Raw genomic sequence first — 19185 nt, forward strand, 5'->3', positions numbered from 1 at the left:
GACGAGTGACCACTGCGCTCTTCGCCGTCGCGGGAGCGGTGGCGCTGGTCGCGAGCATCCTGGTCGTCACCTCGCGCCGGATCGTGCACGCGGCGCTCTGGCTCGTGATCGCGCTCGGCGCCGTCGCCGGCTGCTTCGGCGTACTGCACGCCGAGCTGGTCGCCCTGGTCCAGATCCTGGTGTACGTCGGCGCGATCGTCGTCCTGGTCCTGTTCGCGCTGATGCTGACCAAGGCGCCGACCAACCCGCTGCCCGCGCTGACCACCCGGCGCAGCCCGTTCGCCGCAGTGGTCGCAGGCGTCCTGGCACTGCTGCTCGGCACCGGTGTAGTAGTTGCTTTCGGCAATGAAAAGATCAAGCCGGTGCCGGACGGGTCGGCCGAAGCGATCGGGACCGCCGTGTTCCGGACCTGGGTCCTCCCGTTCGAAGTCCTCTCCGTTCTCCTGCTGGCCGCGCTGATCGGCGCGATCGTCCTCTCGCAGCGCTCGGGCAAGAAGGAGAACTGATGCCACTCGTTCTCCCGCTGCTGCTCGCGGTCGCCCTGTTCTGCCTCGGCGTGTACGGCGTGCTCGCGCGCCGCAACGCGATCACCGTGCTGATGTCGTTCGAGCTGATGCTGAACGCGGTCAACCTGAACCTGGTCGCCTTCGACGCCTGGCGGCTCGACGGCCTGGCCACCGGCCAGACGCTGGCGATCTTCGTGATCACCATCGCCGCCGCCGAGATCGGTCTCGGCCTGGCGATCGTGCTGCTGCTGTTCCGCGGCCACGGGCACGTCGACGCCGACGCGGCGCGTGATCTCGAAGAGGTCGAGCAGTGATCGCGACCACCTGGCGCGTGGTCGGCGTCGGCTTCTCGCTGCTGGTGATCCTCGCCGCGCTGCTGCTGTACGGCGTCGACCCGGAGGTCACCAACTTCCCCGGCACCGGCATCGGCGCCGCGTTCTGGACCTTCGACGTCCGCACCGACGACCTGACCGTGCTGCTGCTCGCAGTCGTCGGTGTCGTCTCCACCTGCGTCCAGGTCTACTCGATCAGCTACCTGCACGAGCGCGTCGCGTCGTACACGGCACTGGTGACGCTGTTCACGGCAGCGATGGTCACCGTGGTGGTCTCCGACAGCCTGTTCCTGCTGCTGATCGGCTGGGAGGTGATGGGCGCCTGCTCGTACCTGCTGATCAGCCACTACTGGGAGCGCCGCGACGCCCGCTCCGGCGCGATGAAGGCGTTCCTGGTCACCCGGCTCGGTGACGTCGGGTTCCTGTTCGGCATCTTCGTGCTCGGCCTCGGCTACGGCACCTTCCGGATCTCCGAGCTCGGCGACAGCCCGATCTCCCCGGCCGCGCTGACCACCGGCACCACGCTGCTCCTGGTCGGCGTCGTCGGCAAGTCGGCGCAGGTCCCGCTGCAGACCTGGCTCCCGGACGCGATGCCCGGCCCGAGCCCGGTCAGCGCCCTGATCCACGCGGCGACGATGGTCGCCGCCGGTGTCTTCCTGATCGCCCGCCTGTACGACGTGTTCGTGGCCGCCGAGACGACGCTGACGATCCTGGCTGTGGTCGCCTGCGTGACGATGCTGTTCGCCGCGCTCTGCGCGATGGCCGCGGTCGAGGTGAAGCGGGTGCTGGCCTGGTCGACGATCAGCCAGCTGGCGATCATGTTCGCCGGGCTCTCGCTCGGGACCGAGGACGGCCGGCACGCCGCGCTCTTCCACCTGGTCACGCACGCCGCGTTCAAGGGCCTGCTGTTCCTCTGCGCCGGCGTGCTGCTGCACCAGGTCGGCAGCGCGGCGTTCGTCGTACTGCGCAGGTACACCCGGCGCGGCGCGCTGCGCAAGGCGATGCCGGTGACCTTCGTGACGATGACGATCGGGCTCGCGGCGCTGGCCGGCGTACCGGGGTTCGCCGGGTTCTTCTCGAAGGACTCTGTCGTCGAGGCGGCCTGGCACCACGCGAAGGACGGGTCGGCGCTCGGCTGGGTCGTGCTGGTCTCGGTCTGCCTGACCGCGGCGATGACGGCGTTCTACTGCGTCCGGCTCTGGCTGTGGGTGTTCTTCCGGACGCCCGCGCTGGCCGGCGCGCTCGGTGCGTTCGAGGACGACGACGCGATGGCCGACGCCGAGGACCCGGACACCTCCAAGCTGCGCGACGGCTCGTGGCTGATGCTCGGGCCGCTGGTGCTGCTCGCGCTCGGCGCGATCGGGCTCGGGTACGCCGACGGCGTGCACGTGAGCTGGCCGGTGGCCGGGCTGACCACCGCGCTGGCCGTTTTCGGCGCGCTCCCGGCGTACTCGCTGTGGCAGCGCGGGGCGGATCCGCGGCCGGTGGTGCTGGAGCAGGAGTTCGGGGTCGACGCGGCGTACGGGAAGGCTGTGGTCGGGCCGGTGAAGTGGTTCGCGAAGCTCGCGGTGCTCGGTGACCGGGACGTGGTCGGCGGGTACGTGCGCGGGTTCGGCCGGGCGGGGACGCTCGCGTCGCAGGGGTTCCGGATGCTGCAGACCGGCAACGTGCAGACGTATCTGACGCTCGCGGTCGCCGGGGTGATCGCGCTGGCGATCCTGGCGGGGGTGATCGGCGCGTGAACGGTGTGCTGCTGAGCATTCTGGCGTTGCCGGCGCTGGCTGCGCTGGCGTTGTGGGCCCTGCCGGCGACGGCGGCGGACCGGATCGCGGCGCTGTACGGGTCGGTGATCTCCGGCCTGGTGCTGGTGGGCTCGGTCGTGCTGTGGATCGACTACCTGAGACCGCGCGGGCCGGTCACGCTTGGACTGGATGTGCTCGGCGACGACCGGGGCGATCTGCCGGGCAGGTTGTACGGCTGGGCCGAGACCGACCTGACCTGGATCCCCGCGCTCAACGTGCGCTTCCATCTCGCGGTCGACAGCATCTCGCTGCCCCTCATCATGCTGACCGCCCTGCTGGTCTTCCTCTGCTGCCTCTACTCCCTCCGCATCACCCCACGCATCGGCCGCACCCGCTCCCTGATCGCCCTGCTCCTCGTCATCGAGACCGGCGTGATCGGCACCTTCGCGGCCGCCGACCTGATCCTGTTCTTCCTGTTCTTCGAGGTCGTGCTGATCCCGATGTGGCTGGTCATCGACATCTGGGGCGACCACCACGACCCGGCCGGTCGCCGCCGCGCGGCGACCACGTTCGTGCTGATGACCGTGCTCGGCTCGGCCGTGATGCTGGTCGGCTTCCTGCTGCTCTACCGCACCTCCGGCACCTTCGACCTCGAGCTGCTCGGCCAGATCCCGGTCACCGAGTCCCACGGTACGGCGCTCGCCGCGGCGATCCTGATCGCGCTCGGCCTGGCGGTGAAGATGCCGCTCTGGCCGCTGCACATCTGGCTCCCCGACGCGCACGCGAAGGCTCCGACGGTCGGCTCGGTGCTGCTGGCCGGCGTACTGCTGAAGCTCGGCAGCTACGGCCTGGTCCGGATCCTGCTGCCCGTCCTGCCCGACGCGACTGCGACCATCGCGCCGTACCTGGCCGGCTTCTCGACGATGGCGATCGTCGCGGGCTCGCTGGCCTGCCTCGCGCAGACCGACGTGAAGCGCCTGATCGCCTACTCCAGCGTCGGCCACATGGGCTTCATCGGCCTCGGCATCGCGACCATGTCGCCCGAGGGTGTGGCCGGCGCGCTGTTCGCGAACATCGCGCACGGCGTGATCACCGGCCTGCTGTTCTTCCTGGCCGGCGCGATCAAGGACCGGCACGACACCAGCGACCTGCGCGCGATCGGCCGGGCCCTGTACGCGCGGCTGCCGCGGATCAGCGGGCTGCTCACCTTCGCCTGCCTGGCCTCGCTCGGGCTGCCCGGGCTGGCCGGGTTCTGGGGCGAGATGCTCGCGCTGATGGGCGCGTACCGCCCGGCCGACGGGCTGCCACGGACGACGTACCTGGTGCTGATGGTGATCGCCGGGCTCGGGACCGTGCTGACCGCGGCGTACTTCCTGCGGCTGATCCGCAACCTCTGCCAGGGCGACCCGGCCGAGCACCCGGCCACCGCGTTCGCGGTCGATCTCAGCCGGATCGAGCTCGTCACCTGGGCGCCGCTGGTCGTGCTGACCGTCGTCCTGGGGCTGTGTCCCTGGCTCCTGCTCGACCACTGGACGTTCCTATGACGATGACCTGGACCGACTGGCAGGCGGTCATCGTCCCGCTGGTGCTCGCGATCGGCGCGGTCGTCGCGCTGATGGTGGACAGTTTCTGGGGCGCCGGCTCGGCGCGCTGGCGGCACCTGAGCCTCTCGCTGGTGAGCAGCGGGGCGATCCTGTTCGGGCTCGGCTTCGTCGTGACGCAGCAGAACGAGTTCCGGCCCGGGTTCTGCCGGGCGGCGGTCGAAGGACCGGCCGAGTGCAGCCTCGTGTTCGAGCCGTTGACCGCCGGGTTGTGGGCGGTGCTGCTGATCGGCGGGCTGGGGGTCGTGTGGCTGTCGGCGTACCGGTTGCTGGACAGTGAGATCCCGGTCGGGGAGTACCACTTCCTGCTGCTCAGCGCGCTGACAGGCGCGACCGTGCTCGCCGGGGCGCGGGATCTCGCGACGATGGTGATCGCGCTCGAGGTCGTGTCGCTGCCGAGCTTCGCGATGGTCGCGCTGCGGCGCGATCGGCGCGGCTCCGAGGGCGCGCTGAAGGCGTTCTTCGTCTCGGTGCTGTCGACCGCGGTGATGCTGTTCGGCATCTCCTACCTGTACGGCGTGACCGGCACGCTCTACCTGCAGACGCTCGCCACCCGGATGTCCGCGCTCGACCCGACGCTGCAGCGGGTCGCTTTCGCCGCAGTGCTGTTCGTGGTGGTCGGCTTCGCGTTCAAGATCGCCGCGGTGCCGTTCCACGGCTGGCTGCCCGACACGTACGTCGGTGCGCCGGTCGAGGTCGCGGCGTTCCTCGCCGTCGTGTCGAAGTCGGCCGGGGTCGCCGGGCTGCTCGTGCTGGTGATCTACGGGATCGCGCCGAGCGGCGTCGACCTGCGGATCGCGCTGGCCATCCTCGCCGCGGTCACGATGACCGTCGGCAACGTCGCCGCCCTGCGCCAGCGGTACGCCGTCCGGCTGCTCGCCTGGTCGTCGATCGGCCAGGTCGGCTTCCTGCTCGCGCCGCTCGCTGTCGGCGATGCTCAAGCTGTCGTCGCGTACCTGGCGGCGTACGTCGTCGTGACTTTGGGAGCGTTCGGTGCGGTGGCGGTCGTCCAACGCCATCGCCCGGGCGGGCTCCTGTCCGACTACCAAGGCATGCTGCGCTCGGAGCCCGGCCTGGCCGCCGCCCTCGTCTTCTTCCTGGTCGTCCTCGCCGGCCTGCCGCCGGGCCTCGCGGGCCTGTTCACCAAGCTCGCCGCGTTCCAGTCGGTCATCGACGCCGACCTGCTCTGGCTCGCGATCGTGATGGCCGTCAACGTGATGGCCGGCCTGGCGGTCTACCTGCGCTGGATCGCCGAGCTCTTCCGTACGCCGACCGAGACGCCGTTCTCGGTGAACATCGAGAACTCCGCGGTCACGGTCATCACCGCGTGCACCGCGGTCGCCGTGTTGTTCTCGGTGCTCCCGGCGACCCTCTTCGCATTGCTCAACTGAGCCGCGGCGCGTTCGGGTGGTAGCGCCGCTGTCGCTCGATCGGCGCGTCGTCGAAGTCCCCGGCGCCGTTCACGACCTCGCCGACGCCGAGCTGCAGGCCGCGCGCTTTTCCGAAGCCCTTCAGCACCGCGCCGCGGTGGTCGGGGTCGGGATGCGTGAAGTCCTCGCCACCGGCCAGTACGACGTCCTGCGCGGTGATCTGGCCGAGGACCTGACAGCCGTCGCCGATCTCGGCGGGCGCGACGACGAGTGCGCCGCTGCTGATCCGGGCCCGGTCGCCGATCGTCAGCGTCTCGCTCTCGCCCGCGTCGCTCGCCGGGCGGTCGCCGGCCCCCGCCAGCAGCCGGGCGCCGCCCTCCCCGATCCTCGTGTCGTTGCCCACGACAACTGATCCACCCGCCTGCACGCTCACGAAGGTCCCCGGCAGCAGCGTGTTCCGGTCACCCAGCTCGCACGTCCCACCCTCGGCACACTCGATCACCACCCCGGGATACAGAACGTTCTCCGCCCCCAGCAGCACCCGCGTCCCGATCAGCACCGAGTACGGATCGAGCACCACCGTCCCACCCTCGGCCAGCGCAAGCACCTCGGCGACCGTCCGCAACCCCCGGTCCCGCCGCTGCTGATCAGCAATCATCTGCCGAACACTAATCGGGCACGACGATCGTCGAGAGCACTCGCCGCCTGCGCTCGTCCGTGTCCGGTTTCCCGGCGTACCGGCCGAGCAGTTCGCCGTACGCCGTGACGAACTCCGCGAACTCCTCGTCCGACAGGTTGAGCGCGGTCTGCCGGAAGCTGATGCCGTCGGCCAGCGGGTCGATCTCGTCGCGGGCGAGGTACTGGTCGAGGTGCCCGCCGATCCCGGCGACGAAGACGGTGAACATCGTGCGCAGCCGGTCGTGGTCGACGCCCTCGTTGTCGGCGTCGCCGGCCGCGGCGTTCAGCGTGTAGGTGCGTTCGACCGTGCCGCGGACCTGCTGCTCGTCGGAGACGACCAGCACGCCGGCCTTCACCAGCACCCCGACCTGGCGGTACAGCGTGGTCGTCGCGACGTCCGGGAGCAGCTCGGCCAGCGCGCGGGTGGTGAGCGGGCGGCCGATCAGCAGCTGCACGATCCGCCAGCGCAGCGGGTGGTGCAGCAGGTCGACGAGCGAGGTCATCTGGTGTTCGGATTCCAATCTTGGTAATATTCCCAGTAATGGAAACAGTCTAGGAGCGGAGGACCTGACATGGCGACAGTACGTGCGAACGGCGCGACGGTGACGGTGGACCTGACCTGGTGGGAGCGGTTCTTCGCCGCCGGCCGCCCGCGGCTGGCGATCCCGCTCGACGCGATCGCCACGGTCGGCGTCGTCGAGCAGCCGACCCGCTGGACCGCGACCCCCGGCGGCCGCTCCGGCCTCGTCGTCACCGGCGTCCTCAAGGTCGGCCGCTGGGGCCTCGGCACCGGCGTCCGCCACTTCGTCAGCGCCCGCCGCAACCGCCCGGCGCTGCGCCTCACCCTCACCCCGGAAGGCGCCGACCTCACCGGCTACGATGTCGTCCTGGTCAGCACCCCGAACGCCGAGGCGCTGGCGGCCGAGCTGCTGCCCAGCAACCTCGCGAGTTGAGCCCCGCCTGGCCTCGGCGTCGCTCAGCCTCGCGCGGTCGAGCCCCGCGCGGCTGAGCCCGCTAGCCTCGGCAAATGACCGAAACCCTCGGCCCCTCCGAAGCGCTCGCGGTCGCCGACGAGCTGCGGGACGTCTACTTCTCCGCCTTCGGCGCCCCCGGGTACGACGAGACGCCCGAGAAAGCTGACCAGTTCGCCACCGAGCAACTCCCGCTGCACGCCACGCGCCCGGGCTTCAAGCTCGTGCTGACCCGCTCGGCCGGGGCGATCACCGGGTTCGCGTACGGGTTCACCGGCGATCGCGGCCAGTGGTGGTCGGACCGGATCGCCGAGGTCGCGCCGGAGATCGCCGACGTGTGGGTCGGCGGGCACTTCGAGATCGTGGAGCTGGCCGTGGCCACCTCAGCGCAGCGCCAGGGCCTCGGCGCTGAGCTGCACGACGCTCTCCTCGCCGGCCTCCCGCACAACAAAGCCCTCCTCAGCACGTACGTCGACGACCGCCCAGCCCCACGCCTCTACCGCCGCAAGGGCTGGCACCTGCTGCTCCCCGAGCTCACCCCGAACGCCGCGCTGTACGGCAAGCAGCTCTAAGACTCGGCGGCGGCCGCGAGCCGCGCCTGGTACGACTCGTACTGCCCGACCACCCGTCGCCACAGCTGATCTCGATCACCCCGATCGAGGTGCTCCAGCGGCAGCTGAAACACGTCGGCCAGCAGCTCGTAGTACTCGCCCGGCGTCTCCATCACCGTCGACTCGGCGCGATCGGCAGACGTCTCGACCAGCTCGATCGACCGCAGCGCGAGCACGCTCTCCGGCCGCCGCAGGAACGCCGACGCGACCCGCACGAACGGTGACTCCGCAGCGGTCGACAGATAGGTGTGCCGCTCAGCAAAATCAGTGATCACCGCCGGCGTCGCCTCGAAGTCCATCCCCGCGATCGCGCTCCGCGGATCGTGCTCCAGTCGCCACCCGTCCGTCACCGCCGACGCCCCGAGCGAGAACGTGTACGGCGTCTGCCGCGCGGAGCCGACCTCCAGCGGCATCGGCTCCAGGAACCCGTCCCCGAGCCCGGCATCCACCAGCCAAACCCGAGAAGGATCCTCCGGCAGCCCAGCGACAGTCAGCACGAGATGCGTGCTGTCCACCCGCGCCTCCGCCGCCGTCCGCGTCTGCACCCCGCCGCGATGCATCGTCACGGCGTACCCCAACGACTCCAGCAGCCAAGCGAGTGCGCCGTTCATCTGGAAGCAGTACCCGCCCGCCTCCCGCGCCACCATCCGCCCGACGACCGCCTGCTGATCCAGCGGCCCGCCGCGCCCCAGCTGGTACTGGATCGACTCGTACGGCACCGACGTCACGAAGGCGCGCTGCAGCGCGAACAACCCCTCGACGCTCGGCCGCGCCGGAGCCTCCGTCAACCCGATCCGCCGCAGGAACGCCGAGCCACTCATACGACGAGCGTACGACCGAGGTAGCGCTCGTACTGGCCCTCGACCCGCCGCCACAGCTGCTCGCGCTCCCGCGCTCCGAGCTGCGGCAACGGCAGCCGGAACACGTCGGCGAGCACCTCGAAGTACTCACCCGGCCCGTCGAGGACGACCCGCTCGACGCGATCCGCGAACACCTCGGTCAGCGCGCGCGACCGCAGCGAAACCAGACTCTCCGGCCGCCGCCGGAACGCCAGGCAGACCTTCACGAACGGCGACTCCGACGACGTCGACAACCGCGCATGCTGAGCGGCGAAGTCCTCCAGCCGAGCCGGCGCGTCCTCGAAGTCCATCCCGACCAGACTGCTCCGCGGATCGTGATCGAGCCGCCACCCGTCCACCACGTCCGACCGCCGCAGCGTCAGCTCGTACGGCGCCTGCCACGTCGATCCCGCGACCAGCGGCACCGGCTCGTAGAACCCGTCGTCGAGCCCCGGATCCACCAGCCAGACCTGCGCCGGATCCTCAGGCAACCCGTCCACGGTCAGCACCAGATGCGTCCCGTCCGCGTGCGCAGCCGCCGACCCGACCTGTACGCCGCCCCGATGCATCGTCACCCGGTACCCGAGCGACTCCAGCAGCAGCGCGAACACACCGTTCAGCTGAAAGCAGTACCCGCCGCTCTCGCCCGCGACCATCCGCGCGGCAACCGCTGACGGATCGAGCGGCGCACCCCCGCCGAACTGGTACTGGACGGTCTCGTACGGCACCGCGTCGACGTACGCACGCTGGAGCGCGAACAGTCCCTCGACGCTCGGGCCGGCCGGCGTACGGTCCAGTCCGATCCGCTGCAGGAACGCGGCGACATCCACACATCGAGAATATTTGCCCTCACAAGTCCCTGACCTGGCAGGGTAGGGGCATGACTTCGGAGCGGATCTATGTGGGCAGCTACACCAGCCAGGACGGCGGCGGGACCGGGATCGGCTTCGGCACCGTCGAGGAGCTGGTGGTCGCGGTCGAGACGGCGGACCCGTCGTTCCTGACCCGGTCGGCCGACGGCCGGTTCCTGTACGCGACCAACGAGCTGGAGGCCGGCCGGGTGAGCGCGTTCGCGGTCGGTGCCGACGGCGCGCTGGAGTTCCTCAACGACCAGCCGACCGAGGGCGCGCACCCGTGCCACCTCGCGGTCGATCCCTCCGGCAACTACCTGCTCAGCGCGAACTACAGCTCCGGCTCGGTCGCGATCCACCCGATCGCCGCCGACGGCTCGCTCGGTACGGCGACGCAGATCCTGCAGCGCGAGGGCACCGGCCCGAACGCCGACCGCCAGGAGGGCCCGCACGCCCACCAGGTCGCCTTCGACCCGGCGGGTGCGTACGCGTTCGACGTCGACCTCGGCTCGGACACCGTCTACGTCTCGACGCTGACCACCGACGGCCGGCTCGACGAGGTCAGCCGGCTCCAGGTCCACCCGGGCGCGGGGCCCCGGCACCTGGTCTTCCACCCGGCCGGCGGGGCGGCGTACGTGATCAACGAGCTGGACTCCACGCTCACCGTCTGCAGCTACGCCGACGGCAAGCTCGCCGTCACGCAGACCGTCTCGACCCGGCCGGACGGCGCATCGGGCGAGAACTACCCGGCCGAGCTGCTGATCACCCCGGACGGCCGGTACCTGTACGGCTCGAACCGCGGCGACAACACGATCGCGGTCTTCGCGACCGACGCCGACGGTCTCGGTGTCGAGCTGATCCAGACCATCGGCTCCGGCGGCGACTGGCCGCGACACCTTGCCTTCAGCAACGACCACACCCGGCTGTACGCCGCGAACGAGCGCTCGAGCGTCGTCGCGACGTTCGAGATCGACCAGTCCAGCGGCGCCCTCACCGCAACGGGGACGCCGCTGTCCTGGCCGAAACCGGTCTGCGTGCTGCCGGTCCGATGACCGCCGCCGAGCCGAACCGTGGGCTGATCCACTTCAGCCCGCGGTCCGGCTGGATGAACGACCCGAACGGGCTGCTGCACTACCGCGGTACGTACCACTTCTACTTCCAGCACGCGCCCGGCAGCCTGGTCTGGGACACCATGCACTGGGGGCACGCGACCAGCCCCGACCTGGTCCGCTGGACCGAGCAGCCGATCGCGCTCGACCCGGCGATCCACCCCGGCGACCTGTGGTCCGGCGGGGGAGTGGTCGACCTGCGCAACACCTCGGGCCTGAAGTCCGGCGACCACGATCCGATCGTGGTCTTCTCCGGCACCCAGGGCGTCCGGATGTTCTACAGCCTCGACGGCGGTTTCACCTTCACGCCGTACGACGGCGGCCGCGTGATCGCGCAACCGAGCGGCCGCGAGAGCCGCGACCCGAAAGTGGTCTGGCACGAGCCGACCGGGCAGTGGGCGATGGTCGTCTGGTCCGATGCCGACGGCAACGGCGTCGACTTCTTCGTCTCCCCGGACCTGCTGCAGTGGGAACGGACGAGCCGGTACGCCGCCGGCTGGTTCTTCGAGTGCCCCGACTTCACCCCGATGGACCTCGACGGCGAGACCGTCTGGGTGCTGCGTGACGCGCGCGGTTCGTACGTCGTCGGTGCGTTCGACGGCCGGACCTTCACGACGGCCTGGACGTCGCCGCAGACCATCACCACCAATCCCGGCGCCGCGGGCAGCGACTACTACGCGGCGCAGTCCTTCGACAACGTCGACCGGACCGTCACCATGGCCTGGCAGGGCGGCAACCACGGCGCGACCTGGACCGGCAACGCCAGCTTCCCGGTCGAGCAGGAGCTCGTCGGCACCCCGGACGGCCCGCGGGTCCTGAGCCGGCCGGTCGACGAGATCCGGACCCTGCGCCACGACACGCAGTCGTGGCCTGAGGCAACCTTTTCCGCCGGCACCCATGTCCTCGGCGAAGGCTGCACGGCCGAGCTGGAGATTGCGGGCGCCTCCCGCGCGTGCACGCTGCGGATCCGCGGCTGCTTCGACGTACCGGTCGCCCCCGATGAAACCCTGCGGCTCCTCGTCGACCGGGGTCAGCTCGCCGTCTTCTCCGGCCTCGACTACCGGTGCCTGAACGTCGACCTCGACCGCCGGGCCGCCGGCGACGAGATCGCGCTCGTCACCGACGGCCCGCTGCGGGTCAGCTCACTGGTGCTGCACCAGCTCAGACCGTGACGAGCTTCTCGAAGAAGAACTCGTGCTTGAGGAACGACACGTCGTACTCGTGACCGTGCTGCGGCGGCAGCAGCTGCGCGGCCTGGAACAGCCGCCAGCCGTCCTTCAGTGCGTCCAGCCCGGTCGCGTACGGCGGGACGTCGCTGTCACCGGTGGTCGGCGAGGTCGCGCCGGTCCCGTCGTAGGTCGACCAGCCGACCGTACGCGCGTCGAGCGCCGACGAGGCCAGGTAGAGCACGAGGACCTGCTGGCGGACTGTGGTCTTGGTCGGGTCGGGGGCAGTCGTTGTCATCAGGCGTCCTTCTTGGCGGCGTGCGGGTTGAGGCTGCGCTGGGAGATCACGCGCTGCGGGCGGTTCGAGATCCGGGTGACCCAGTAGTCGGGGTCGAAGGTGTCGTCACCGGTCAGCTGCTGCCACAGCTTCACCCGGTTGTAGATCTCCAGCCGGCCGGTGGCGTTCTCGTACCAGGGGAAGGTCTGCTTGAGCTCGGTCGCGACCTGCTCGTCGTACAGGTCCTCGAGGTCCCAGAGCCGGACCTGGCGCACGGTCGGGTTGAAACGGATCTTGAACATGTAGCGGTCGATGTCGCTGTCGTTGCGGCGGCCGCCGTGCCAGATGCCGTGGTGCAGGAAGACGACGGTGCCGGCCGGGCAGGTCAGCCGGGTCTGGCCGAGCAGGTTCTGGTAGCGGCCGGTGTCGGACTCGTTGGTCCGGCGCAGGTGGCTGCCGGGCACGCTCAGGGTGCCGCCCATCTCGAGCGTCACCTCCTGCGGGTAGTACATCAGCTGGACGTCGAACGCGTCCTCGCGGACGTCGATGATCGCGTCGCCGTGCAGGTTCTGCGCCTCGCCGTCGTTCGCGTTGCGGATGTGCACGGCGTGGTGGTCGACGGTCGGCTCCGGGCCGACCAGGCTGTGGATCGCGCCGGCGATCTCGGGCAGCTGCACCAGCCGCTGCACGAACTCGCTGTCGGTGAACGCCTCCGACAGCGGCGTGCCGTACGGGACGCCGGGGACGCCGGCCTTGAGGACGTCGAGGGCCTGCTGGTTCATCTCGTCCGGGACGACGGCGTCCATCCGGAACGCGCCGGTGGCGACGAAATGAGCCATCTGGACCGAGGTGAGCAGGTTCTTGGGGTGCGGTCGAGGCATGTCTCTCCCTTTCGGGGCGACTGGTCCGTGGTGGTTCCTACTCGTCCAGGCTAGGTTTTGGCGCGCTTGTCCCGCGTCGGCTTGAATCACCACTGGTGGTAATTTCTCACCATGCTTCGGTTGCCGCTGACTCAGCCGCCGGAGGTGGTGAACCTCGGCTCCGGCCTGCACGGCATCCACCGCCGCCGCGACGTCTACCAGCTGCCCGACCTGTGGCAGCTGCACCTGTACAGCTACTCCGCCGACGTGACCTGGGACGGTACGACGTACGCCGTCGCGCCCGGTTTCGTCAGCCTCACCCCGGCCGGGATGCCGGTGCAGTTCGACTACCGCGGGCGCTCCGAGCACCTGTACGTGCACTTCCGGCCGCGCGATGGGGGCTCCGGCGAGCCGGCGTACGTGCCGCTCGTGCAGGACGCGGGCAGCGCCGCGCCGGTGCTGGCGGACCTGCTGCGCTCGGCGATCGAGGCGTCGCCCGGTGGGTCCGCGCGGGTGGTCGCGGAGGTGTGGACGGCGCTGTGGCGGATCGCTCAGCTGGACGCGAGCAGGGAGGCCGGCCACGGCACGCATCCGGCGGTGGCGCTGGCGGTCGCCTTCATCGAGGCGAACCTGGCGCGCCCGCTGACCGTCCCGGAGCTCGCGCGCGAGGCCAGGGTGTCGCACAACCACCTGACCCGGCTCTTCCACGCGGAGACCGGTCTCACCGTGATCGCCTACCTCCGCCGGCGTCGACTGACGCGCGCACGGCACCTGCTCGTCGCGTCGACGCTGTCGATCCCGGCCGTGGCCGCGTCGGTCGGAATCCCGGACCTCCAGGCGTTCAACAAGGCCTGCCACCGGGAGCTGGGCGGATCGCCGCGGGCGGTCCGAAATGGTGTGGTCAGCGGCAGCTCGTCACCCTAGCCTCGGAGCCATGCTGATCCAGGTCGCGGACGCTCCGGAGTACGACGAGGAGGCCTCGACGGTCTTCGCCGAAGGCTGGCCGGAGTTCATCTTCCACGACGCGGTGGCGAAGCAGTACAACGAGCGGCGTGGGCAGTACTTCCCGGAGTGGGAGTTCTACTACGTGTCGGCTGAACGACGACTACTTGCTGGATGCTGGGGTGTTGCGCTCGCCTGGGACGGGTCGGTGGATGACCTGCCCGGCGGCTACACCGACGCGCTCGCTCGCGCGGTCACGTCGTACGAAGCGGGCATCTCACCGAACACCTTCGTCCTGATGGCCGCGGCCGTTCGCGCCGATCAGCAAGGCCAGGGCACCGCCGCCGCGCTGATCACCGCCGTTCGCGACCACGCGGTCACCGCCGGCCTCTCTCAGGTGATCGCCCCGCTCCGCCCGACGCTCAAGACGCGCTACCCGCTGACCGACATCGCGACGTACCAGACCTGGACGCGCGCGGACGGGCTGCCTCTCGACCCTTGGCTGCGCACCCACGTCCGGCTCGGTGCCTCGGTTCTGGCTCCGGCCCCGGCCTCACAGACCATCACCGGGACCGTCGCCGAGTGGGAGGAGTGGACCGGCATGGTCTTCCCGTCGCCTGGCACCTACACGATCCCCGCGGGCCTCACGACCCTTTCGGTGGCCGACGGCCTCGGCACGTATGTCGAACCGAACATCTGGGTCCGGCACGCCTAAGCAGTCTCGGCCAGTGGGAACGCCGCGGCGACCGCAGCGGTTCGGCTGGTGACGTTCAGCCGCTCGTAGATGTTCTCCAGGTGCTTGCGAACCGTGCCCTCGGCAACCACCAGCCTGCGCGCGATCTGGCTGTTGCTGTGCCCGGCCGCGACGAGCCGCAGCAGCTGCCACTGCCGCCCGGTCAGGTCCGGCACACCCGCGCGCCGCCGCTCCAGCTCCCGGCGTACGTCGACCAGATGCGGCCGCAGCATCCGCAGCAGCAGCCGCTCCCGCTCGGTGAAGTCACGCCCGCTGGTCCGGAACAGCATCAGCCGCTGGTCCTCCGCGCCGCGCGCCGGGAACGGCACCAGGATCTCGTTGCGGATCCCCATCACCCGGAACCACTCACCGACCGGCGACCTGCTCAGCTCGCGCGGCGAGCGATAGTCCGACGCCTTCCAGACGCTCTCGTAGTCGCCGGTCCGCTGCGGCCGGCTGCAGATCTCGTCGTCCCAGTACGAGCTCCAGAACAGGTCCTCCCACCCGTCCGGCAGCTCCTCCGGGACGTCGGTGACCTCCTCCAGCCCGAGCACCCGGCGATCCATCGGCCGACTCACCTGGAAGGTGACGTCGTCGGCCGGCACCAACTCCCGCAGCGCGCTCAGCACCTGCCGCGGAAACTCCGTCCCCGGCCCCTCCCGCCGCCCCAGGTCGATCACGTCGAAGATCCGGCGAAGGTCCCGCTCGGTGACGGTGAGGTGTTCCACCATCGCGATCCCCTCCTCCTGCTGCTCAGGCTAGGCCTCATTCGGGTGCCGGCCCATACGTCGAACGTCGTATGGCCTCCTGACGGCTGCGGGCCCCACGGTGAAGACACGGCCGGCAACCACGCCGCCGCTCTCCGAAAGGAACACTGATGAACCCGCTGTCCCGCCTGGCCGTCGCCGGCACCACCCTGCTGCTCCCACTCGCCGCCGTCACCGGTACGGCGTACGCCAAGCTCCCGCCGGAGCCGGGCCCACGTTCCGGGGCTCCCGTCACGGAGACCCCGGCCCCCATCATCCAGACGACTGGTCTGGCCACCTGGCAGGTCATCGCCCTCGTCGCGCTGGCCGTCGCCGTCACCGCGGTCCTGACGGTCATCGCCACCCACCGCCTGCCGAAGCTGCACCCGCCGTACGCGAAGAGTGCTGTCTAGGTCACGACCGCAGCGCGACCGTGGCCATCCCGTCGGACGCGAGGGCTCCCCGAAAGATCCGGAGCGAGTCCTCGCGGTCCGGCCCGGTGATGACCTGCTCGGCCCACAGCGCGACCTCCTCGAGCGCCCGCGCCCGCCGGTAGTACCGCAGATTCACCGCGTCGACCTCGACAGCGCCGTACCCACCGAAGAACGCATCGAGCTGTTCCGCATCGGTCGGCCCCAGCGACCCCATCCCCCCGAGCACGAGCAGCAGATCCTGCTCCCGAGGCGCCAGCACCGCGTCGTCCCAGTCGATCAGCCGCAGCTCGTCCCCGGCGATCACGTTCCCGAGATGCGGATCCGCATGACAGATCACCGCCTCACCGCGCGGCCCGTCCACCGGCTCAAGCAACCCGAGAATCCTGTCCCGGTCGGCCAGCCAGACCTCCCCGAGCTCCGCCTCGACCGCATCCACCGGCGCCCGCCCGGTCAGCCGAGCGTCCAGCTCCCGCATCAGCCCCGGCATCCGCGCATTCACCGGATTCAACGCCGGCAACACCCGCCGCAGCTCGTCCGACGGCTCCACCGCATGCACACCAGCCAGCAGTACGCCGTACGCCGCCCACTGCTCCAGCGTCAGCCCGACCTCGCCGGCCGATGCACCGTCAGCCCACGGCACCACAGTCAGCCGCCGCCCACCGCGCACACTCCACAACCCACCACCCCGAGCCCGAACCGGCGCGGCCACTCCCACCACCCCGGCCGCCGCGAGCTCCGCGGCAACGAGCGCCCCCGCGTCAGTCCCGCCGCCGGACCACTTCACGGCGTACGAGCGAACCCCGGTGTCGACCCGCCACACCTCGGCCGCGAGATCCGCACCCCCGTGCACCCGCGTGATGTCGACCACATCCAGCCCGAAGTCCTCGAGCAACCACTCACCCAGCGCCGGCGTCTCCACGGCGCCCAGGATGCCCGGCCAAGGGCGGTTCGACGAGCGAATTTGGTCGGGCCGGTCCGGTCAGCGGTAGTTGACGAACTGCACCGCGAAGTCCAGATCCTGTCCCTTGATCAGCGACTGCACAGCCTGCAGATCATCCCGGCTCTTGCTGGACACCCGCAGCTCATCGCCCTGGATCTGAGCCTTCACACCCTTCGGCCCCTCATCGCGGATCAGCTTCGAGAGCTTCTTCGCGTTCTCCTGCGTGATCCCAGCGCTGATCGTGGCGCCGATCTTGTAGATCTTGCCGGACAGCTTCGGCTCCTCGGCCTCGAGTCCCTTGAGCGAGATCTGCCGCTTCACCAGCTTGTCCTTGAGCACGTCGAGGACGGCGTTGACCCGCTCCTCGGTGTTGGCCTGCATGTCGATGGCCTCACCGCTCAGCTTGATCCCCGCGTCGACGTTCTTGAAGTCGAACCGCTGGCTGATCTCCTTCGCCGCCTGGTTCACGGCGTTGTCCACCTCCTGCTGGTCGACCTTGTTCACGATGTCGAAGGAGGACTCCGAAGCCATGGGCACTTCCCTTCCGAGTTGCTGTCCAACCGATTTGCTGTCAGGGGCACTGTCTGTTGTATCGTCTCTCACGCCGGTTCACGAACCGGCATCACCCTGGCAGGTTGCCCGAGCGGCCAAAGGGAGCAGACTGTAAATCTGTCGGCTTATGCCTACGCAGGTTCGAACCCTGCACCTGCCACAGGGCTAGAAAGAGCCCCTGACCTGCGGAAACGCAGGCCAGGGGCTCTTTCATCGTGTCCGGCTGTGTCCGGCCATCACCGGCGATCTACGGCTGTCCGTCCCGAATGTGTCCCAAACTGTTAGGCGGCCACCGCGGGCAGCGGTGCTAGGGCTGCCTCGATCCGCCGGCGGGCAGCCTCCTCCTGGCCGTCGATGCATCCGGCGTAGACGTCCAGGAGGACCTTCACACTGTGTCCGGCCCATTGCGCTACCAGGGTCGCGGGAACCCCGGCGTTGAGCTGCAGGCTGACGCCTGCGTGGCGAAGGTCGTACGGCCGGCGGGCAAGTGGTGAGACGAACTGCTGTTCGGTCAGTGCCTTCTTGCGAGCCTTTGCCCAGGTACGCGAGAGCGTGTTCGGGTGCACCGGGTTGCAGTACGCCTTCGGAGGGATGCGGCCGAAGCGACCGGCGCGAGTCACGAACAATCGGCCACCCGGGCCGGACCCATGCACTTCTAGGTGCCGCCTCAGGAGGGCAACCAGCTCGGGGCAGATCGGCACACGCCGCGTGCTGTTCTCAGCTCGGTGCTTCAGCGGTCGTTCTTCCCGGACGTCTCCGGTGTCGCTCCACGTCTGCCCCGTCTGCTGGGTCGAACCGTCAAGCAGCATCTCACCCCAGCCTTCTTCGGGCAGGCTCAAGAGGTGTGATTCTGCGAGGTGGCGGACCTCTGCCGGACGCATTGCCGCGAGGTACATGCAGCCGTAATAAGCCTCCAATGATGGGTAGATCTCCCGAACCGCCACCAGCAGGGACCGGACTTGCTTGGGGTTTGCGAGCACCCGGGGATCTACCTTCTCGTCGTGCTGGGGCGCCTTCCAACTGACCGTGTCGAATGGATGCGCCTGGAGCAACTTCAGCTCGACCGCGTATCGCAGTGCGCCATGCAGGGTCGCGCGGCGACGGGTGATCGTGCTCGGTGCCGCGGCCTTTCCGTTCTGACGAAGGGCCAGTCTGTCTAGGACGGTGCGAACAACTTCGGCATCCTCGAATTCCGACAGGTCCGCTGTGGCGGTCATCAACCAGTCAATCGTGCCCGCTATCGCAGCGGGCGGCTCGGCGCGGTCGAGCGGCAGACCGTCGCGTGCCGACTTGCTGAACGCCCAACTGTGGAGTGCTTTGCGGATCTGTGCATCGGACGGCCGATTCCGCTGGTCGGTGAGCAAGGCAAAGGTCGCCTGCGTCAGCGTCTCGGAGATGCCCCGCCGGTGGCCAGGGGAGATGTGGGGCCATTTGACGTCTACGTACTGGCAGGCGTGCTGAAACCACGTGCGGCTGTACAGCTTCCTCGCCATCGGTGCGGGCAGTCCGCTCTTCTTGTCGAAGGGAACACCTTCGCGTGCCGCTGTGATCAGCGAAGCTTCAAAAGATGTGGCGAGCTTCCGGTGGGTGAAGCTCTCTCCGAATCGCTCCCCGGCGACTACCCATCGGGGACGATACGTGGTTTTGGTCTTCCCCTTGTAGACCTCCATCTTGTGAAAGCGCACGTCGTACGTGAGGTCCATCTTGTGGTCGTTGTTCATGCTGCCTCCTGCAATGAGTCGAGCCAGTTCTCAAGGTCGGTACGGCGGATCCGCAGCTCGCCATTGGGGAGCTTGAAACAGCGGGGAGCCTTCTTGGCGGCCCGCCAGTCGTAGAAGGTCGAGCGGGCTACGCCCAGCTCTGCGCAGAGGTCAGCGATCGTCAGGTGTGCCCGGTGGATCGGGGTTGCCGTGCTCACGCAGGTG

At 69.6% G+C, this 19185-nt stretch carries 23 protein-coding genes and 1 tRNA gene; 13 read left to right on the plus strand and 11 right to left on the minus strand.

The window, feature by feature from the left end; all coding sequences use genetic code 11:
* Positions 1 to 5: 5 nt before the first annotated feature.
* Genes AB0M01_RS22315 through AB0M01_RS22335 form a run of 5 tightly spaced genes read left to right on the plus strand, consistent with a single transcriptional unit; the run spans position 6 to position 5572 of the window.
* Positions 6 to 506, plus strand: a complete 501-nt coding sequence (locus AB0M01_RS22315) for an NADH-quinone oxidoreductase subunit J (protein ID WP_363672363.1) — start codon at positions 6 to 8, stop codon at positions 504 to 506.
* A complete protein-coding gene (nuoK, locus tag AB0M01_RS22320; protein WP_363672365.1) occupies positions 506 to 820 on the plus strand; it encodes an NADH-quinone oxidoreductase subunit NuoK in 315 nt (104 codons plus the stop codon). The genes AB0M01_RS22315 and nuoK overlap by 1 nt, the downstream gene beginning before the upstream one ends.
* The gene (locus tag AB0M01_RS22325) at positions 817 to 2580 is read left to right on the plus strand and encodes a proton-conducting transporter membrane subunit (RefSeq protein WP_363672367.1); all 1764 of its coding nucleotides are present in this window, start codon (positions 817 to 819) and stop codon (positions 2578 to 2580) included. The genes nuoK and AB0M01_RS22325 overlap by 4 nt, the downstream gene beginning before the upstream one ends.
* On the plus strand, positions 2577 to 4124 hold the full coding sequence (locus tag AB0M01_RS22330) for an NADH-quinone oxidoreductase subunit M (RefSeq protein WP_363672369.1): 1548 nt from the start codon (positions 2577 to 2579) through the stop codon (positions 4122 to 4124). Before AB0M01_RS22325 ends, AB0M01_RS22330 begins: the two co-directional genes overlap by 4 nt.
* Positions 4121 to 5572: an NADH-quinone oxidoreductase subunit N gene (locus AB0M01_RS22335; protein ID WP_363672371.1), complete on the plus strand. Its 1452-nt coding sequence runs from the start codon at positions 4121 to 4123 to the stop codon at positions 5570 to 5572. The genes AB0M01_RS22330 and AB0M01_RS22335 overlap by 4 nt, the downstream gene beginning before the upstream one ends.
* On the opposite strand, the gene AB0M01_RS22340 is transcribed toward AB0M01_RS22335, so the two are convergent.
* Both AB0M01_RS22340 and AB0M01_RS22345 read right to left on the minus strand, forming a co-directional pair.
* A complete protein-coding gene (locus AB0M01_RS22340; protein WP_363672373.1) occupies positions 5565 to 6209 on the minus strand; it encodes a hypothetical protein in 645 nt (214 codons plus the stop codon). The genes AB0M01_RS22335 and AB0M01_RS22340 overlap by 8 nt on opposite strands.
* 10 nt (positions 6210 to 6219) lie before the next feature.
* Entirely contained in the window at positions 6220 to 6732 is a 513-nt protein-coding gene (locus AB0M01_RS22345; RefSeq protein WP_363672375.1) for a helix-turn-helix domain-containing protein, read from the minus strand.
* Between the two features lie 69 nt (positions 6733 to 6801).
* Between AB0M01_RS22345 and AB0M01_RS22350 the strand changes: the two genes are divergently transcribed.
* Together AB0M01_RS22350 and AB0M01_RS22355 are read left to right on the plus strand one after the other, a co-directional pair.
* On the plus strand, positions 6802 to 7182 hold the full coding sequence (locus AB0M01_RS22350) for a hypothetical protein (RefSeq protein WP_363672377.1): 381 nt from the start codon (positions 6802 to 6804) through the stop codon (positions 7180 to 7182).
* A 74-nt stretch (positions 7183 to 7256) separates the two neighbouring features.
* Positions 7257 to 7772 carry a GNAT family N-acetyltransferase gene (locus AB0M01_RS22355; RefSeq protein WP_363672379.1) on the plus strand — a complete coding sequence of 172 codons (516 nt, stop codon included), beginning with the start codon at positions 7257 to 7259 and terminating at the stop codon, positions 7770 to 7772.
* Here the strand turns inward: AB0M01_RS22355 and AB0M01_RS22360 are convergent.
* A complete protein-coding gene (locus AB0M01_RS22360; RefSeq protein WP_363672381.1) occupies positions 7769 to 8632 on the minus strand; it encodes an arylamine N-acetyltransferase in 864 nt (287 codons plus the stop codon). The two genes, AB0M01_RS22355 and AB0M01_RS22360, sit on opposite strands and share 4 nt — an antisense overlap.
* Complete coding sequence (locus tag AB0M01_RS22365) at positions 8629 to 9480, minus strand: arylamine N-acetyltransferase (protein ID WP_363672383.1); 852 nt, start codon at positions 9478 to 9480, stop codon at positions 8629 to 8631. Before AB0M01_RS22365 ends, AB0M01_RS22360 begins: the two co-directional genes overlap by 4 nt.
* A 50-nt stretch (positions 9481 to 9530) precedes the next feature.
* On the opposite strand from AB0M01_RS22365, the gene AB0M01_RS22370 reads away from it, so the two are divergent.
* Positions 9531 to 10553 (plus strand): lactonase family protein, encoded by a 1023-nt coding sequence (locus AB0M01_RS22370; RefSeq protein WP_363672385.1) that lies wholly within the window; start codon positions 9531 to 9533, stop codon positions 10551 to 10553.
* On the plus strand, positions 10550 to 11782 hold the full coding sequence (locus tag AB0M01_RS22375) for a glycoside hydrolase family 32 protein (protein ID WP_363672387.1): 1233 nt from the start codon (positions 10550 to 10552) through the stop codon (positions 11780 to 11782). The genes AB0M01_RS22370 and AB0M01_RS22375 overlap by 4 nt, the downstream gene beginning before the upstream one ends.
* Here AB0M01_RS22375 and AB0M01_RS22380 read toward each other — a convergent pair.
* Both AB0M01_RS22380 and AB0M01_RS22385 read right to left on the minus strand, forming a co-directional pair.
* Positions 11772 to 12074, minus strand: a complete 303-nt coding sequence (locus AB0M01_RS22380) for a hypothetical protein (protein WP_363672389.1) — start codon at positions 12072 to 12074, stop codon at positions 11772 to 11774. The two genes, AB0M01_RS22375 and AB0M01_RS22380, sit on opposite strands and share 11 nt — an antisense overlap.
* The gene (locus AB0M01_RS22385; protein WP_363672391.1) at positions 12074 to 12934 is read right to left on the minus strand and encodes a phytanoyl-CoA dioxygenase family protein; all 861 of its coding nucleotides are present in this window, start codon (positions 12932 to 12934) and stop codon (positions 12074 to 12076) included. Before AB0M01_RS22385 ends, AB0M01_RS22380 begins: the two co-directional genes overlap by 1 nt.
* 111 nt (positions 12935 to 13045) lie before the next feature.
* On the opposite strand from AB0M01_RS22385, the gene AB0M01_RS22390 reads away from it, so the two are divergent.
* Complete coding sequence (locus AB0M01_RS22390) at positions 13046 to 13837, plus strand: AraC family transcriptional regulator (RefSeq protein ID WP_363672393.1); 792 nt, start codon at positions 13046 to 13048, stop codon at positions 13835 to 13837.
* Between the two features lie 10 nt (positions 13838 to 13847).
* Positions 13848 to 14570 (plus strand): hypothetical protein, encoded by a 723-nt coding sequence (locus tag AB0M01_RS22395; protein WP_363672395.1) that lies wholly within the window; start codon positions 13848 to 13850, stop codon positions 14568 to 14570.
* Here AB0M01_RS22395 and AB0M01_RS22400 read toward each other — a convergent pair.
* Positions 14567 to 15319, minus strand: a complete 753-nt coding sequence (locus AB0M01_RS22400; protein ID WP_363672397.1) for a helix-turn-helix transcriptional regulator — start codon at positions 15317 to 15319, stop codon at positions 14567 to 14569. The genes AB0M01_RS22395 and AB0M01_RS22400 overlap by 4 nt on opposite strands.
* Before the next feature lie 146 nt (positions 15320 to 15465).
* On the opposite strand from AB0M01_RS22400, the gene AB0M01_RS22405 reads away from it, so the two are divergent.
* Positions 15466 to 15747, plus strand: coding sequence for a hypothetical protein (locus tag AB0M01_RS22405; protein WP_363672400.1), 282 nt, complete (start codon positions 15466 to 15468; stop codon positions 15745 to 15747).
* A gap of 1 nt (position 15748) precedes the next feature.
* Here AB0M01_RS22405 and AB0M01_RS22410 read toward each other — a convergent pair whose 3' ends face one another.
* On the minus strand, positions 15749 to 16687 hold the full coding sequence (locus AB0M01_RS22410; RefSeq protein ID WP_363672402.1) for a phosphotransferase: 939 nt from the start codon (positions 16685 to 16687) through the stop codon (positions 15749 to 15751).
* A gap of 60 nt (positions 16688 to 16747) precedes the next feature.
* The gene (locus tag AB0M01_RS22415) at positions 16748 to 17239 is read right to left on the minus strand and encodes a YajQ family cyclic di-GMP-binding protein (RefSeq protein WP_363672404.1); all 492 of its coding nucleotides are present in this window, start codon (positions 17237 to 17239) and stop codon (positions 16748 to 16750) included.
* 98 nt (positions 17240 to 17337) lie between these two features.
* On the opposite strand from AB0M01_RS22415, the gene AB0M01_RS22420 reads away from it, so the two are divergent.
* Positions 17338 to 17420, plus strand: a tRNA-Tyr gene (locus AB0M01_RS22420).
* A gap of 121 nt (positions 17421 to 17541) precedes the next feature.
* Here the strand turns inward: AB0M01_RS22420 and AB0M01_RS22425 are convergent.
* Positions 17542 to 18981: a hypothetical protein gene (locus AB0M01_RS22425; RefSeq protein ID WP_363672406.1), complete on the minus strand. Its 1440-nt coding sequence runs from the start codon at positions 18979 to 18981 to the stop codon at positions 17542 to 17544.
* The gene (locus tag AB0M01_RS22430) at positions 18978 to 19178 is read right to left on the minus strand and encodes a helix-turn-helix domain-containing protein (protein ID WP_363672408.1); all 201 of its coding nucleotides are present in this window, start codon (positions 19176 to 19178) and stop codon (positions 18978 to 18980) included. Before AB0M01_RS22430 ends, AB0M01_RS22425 begins: the two co-directional genes overlap by 4 nt.
* Positions 19179 to 19185: the final 7 nt, after the last annotated feature.

Origin of the sequence: Kribbella sp. NPDC051770 (genome assembly GCF_040681455.1) — a bacterium.
Classification (GTDB): Bacteria; Actinomycetota; Actinomycetes; order Propionibacteriales; family Kribbellaceae; genus Kribbella.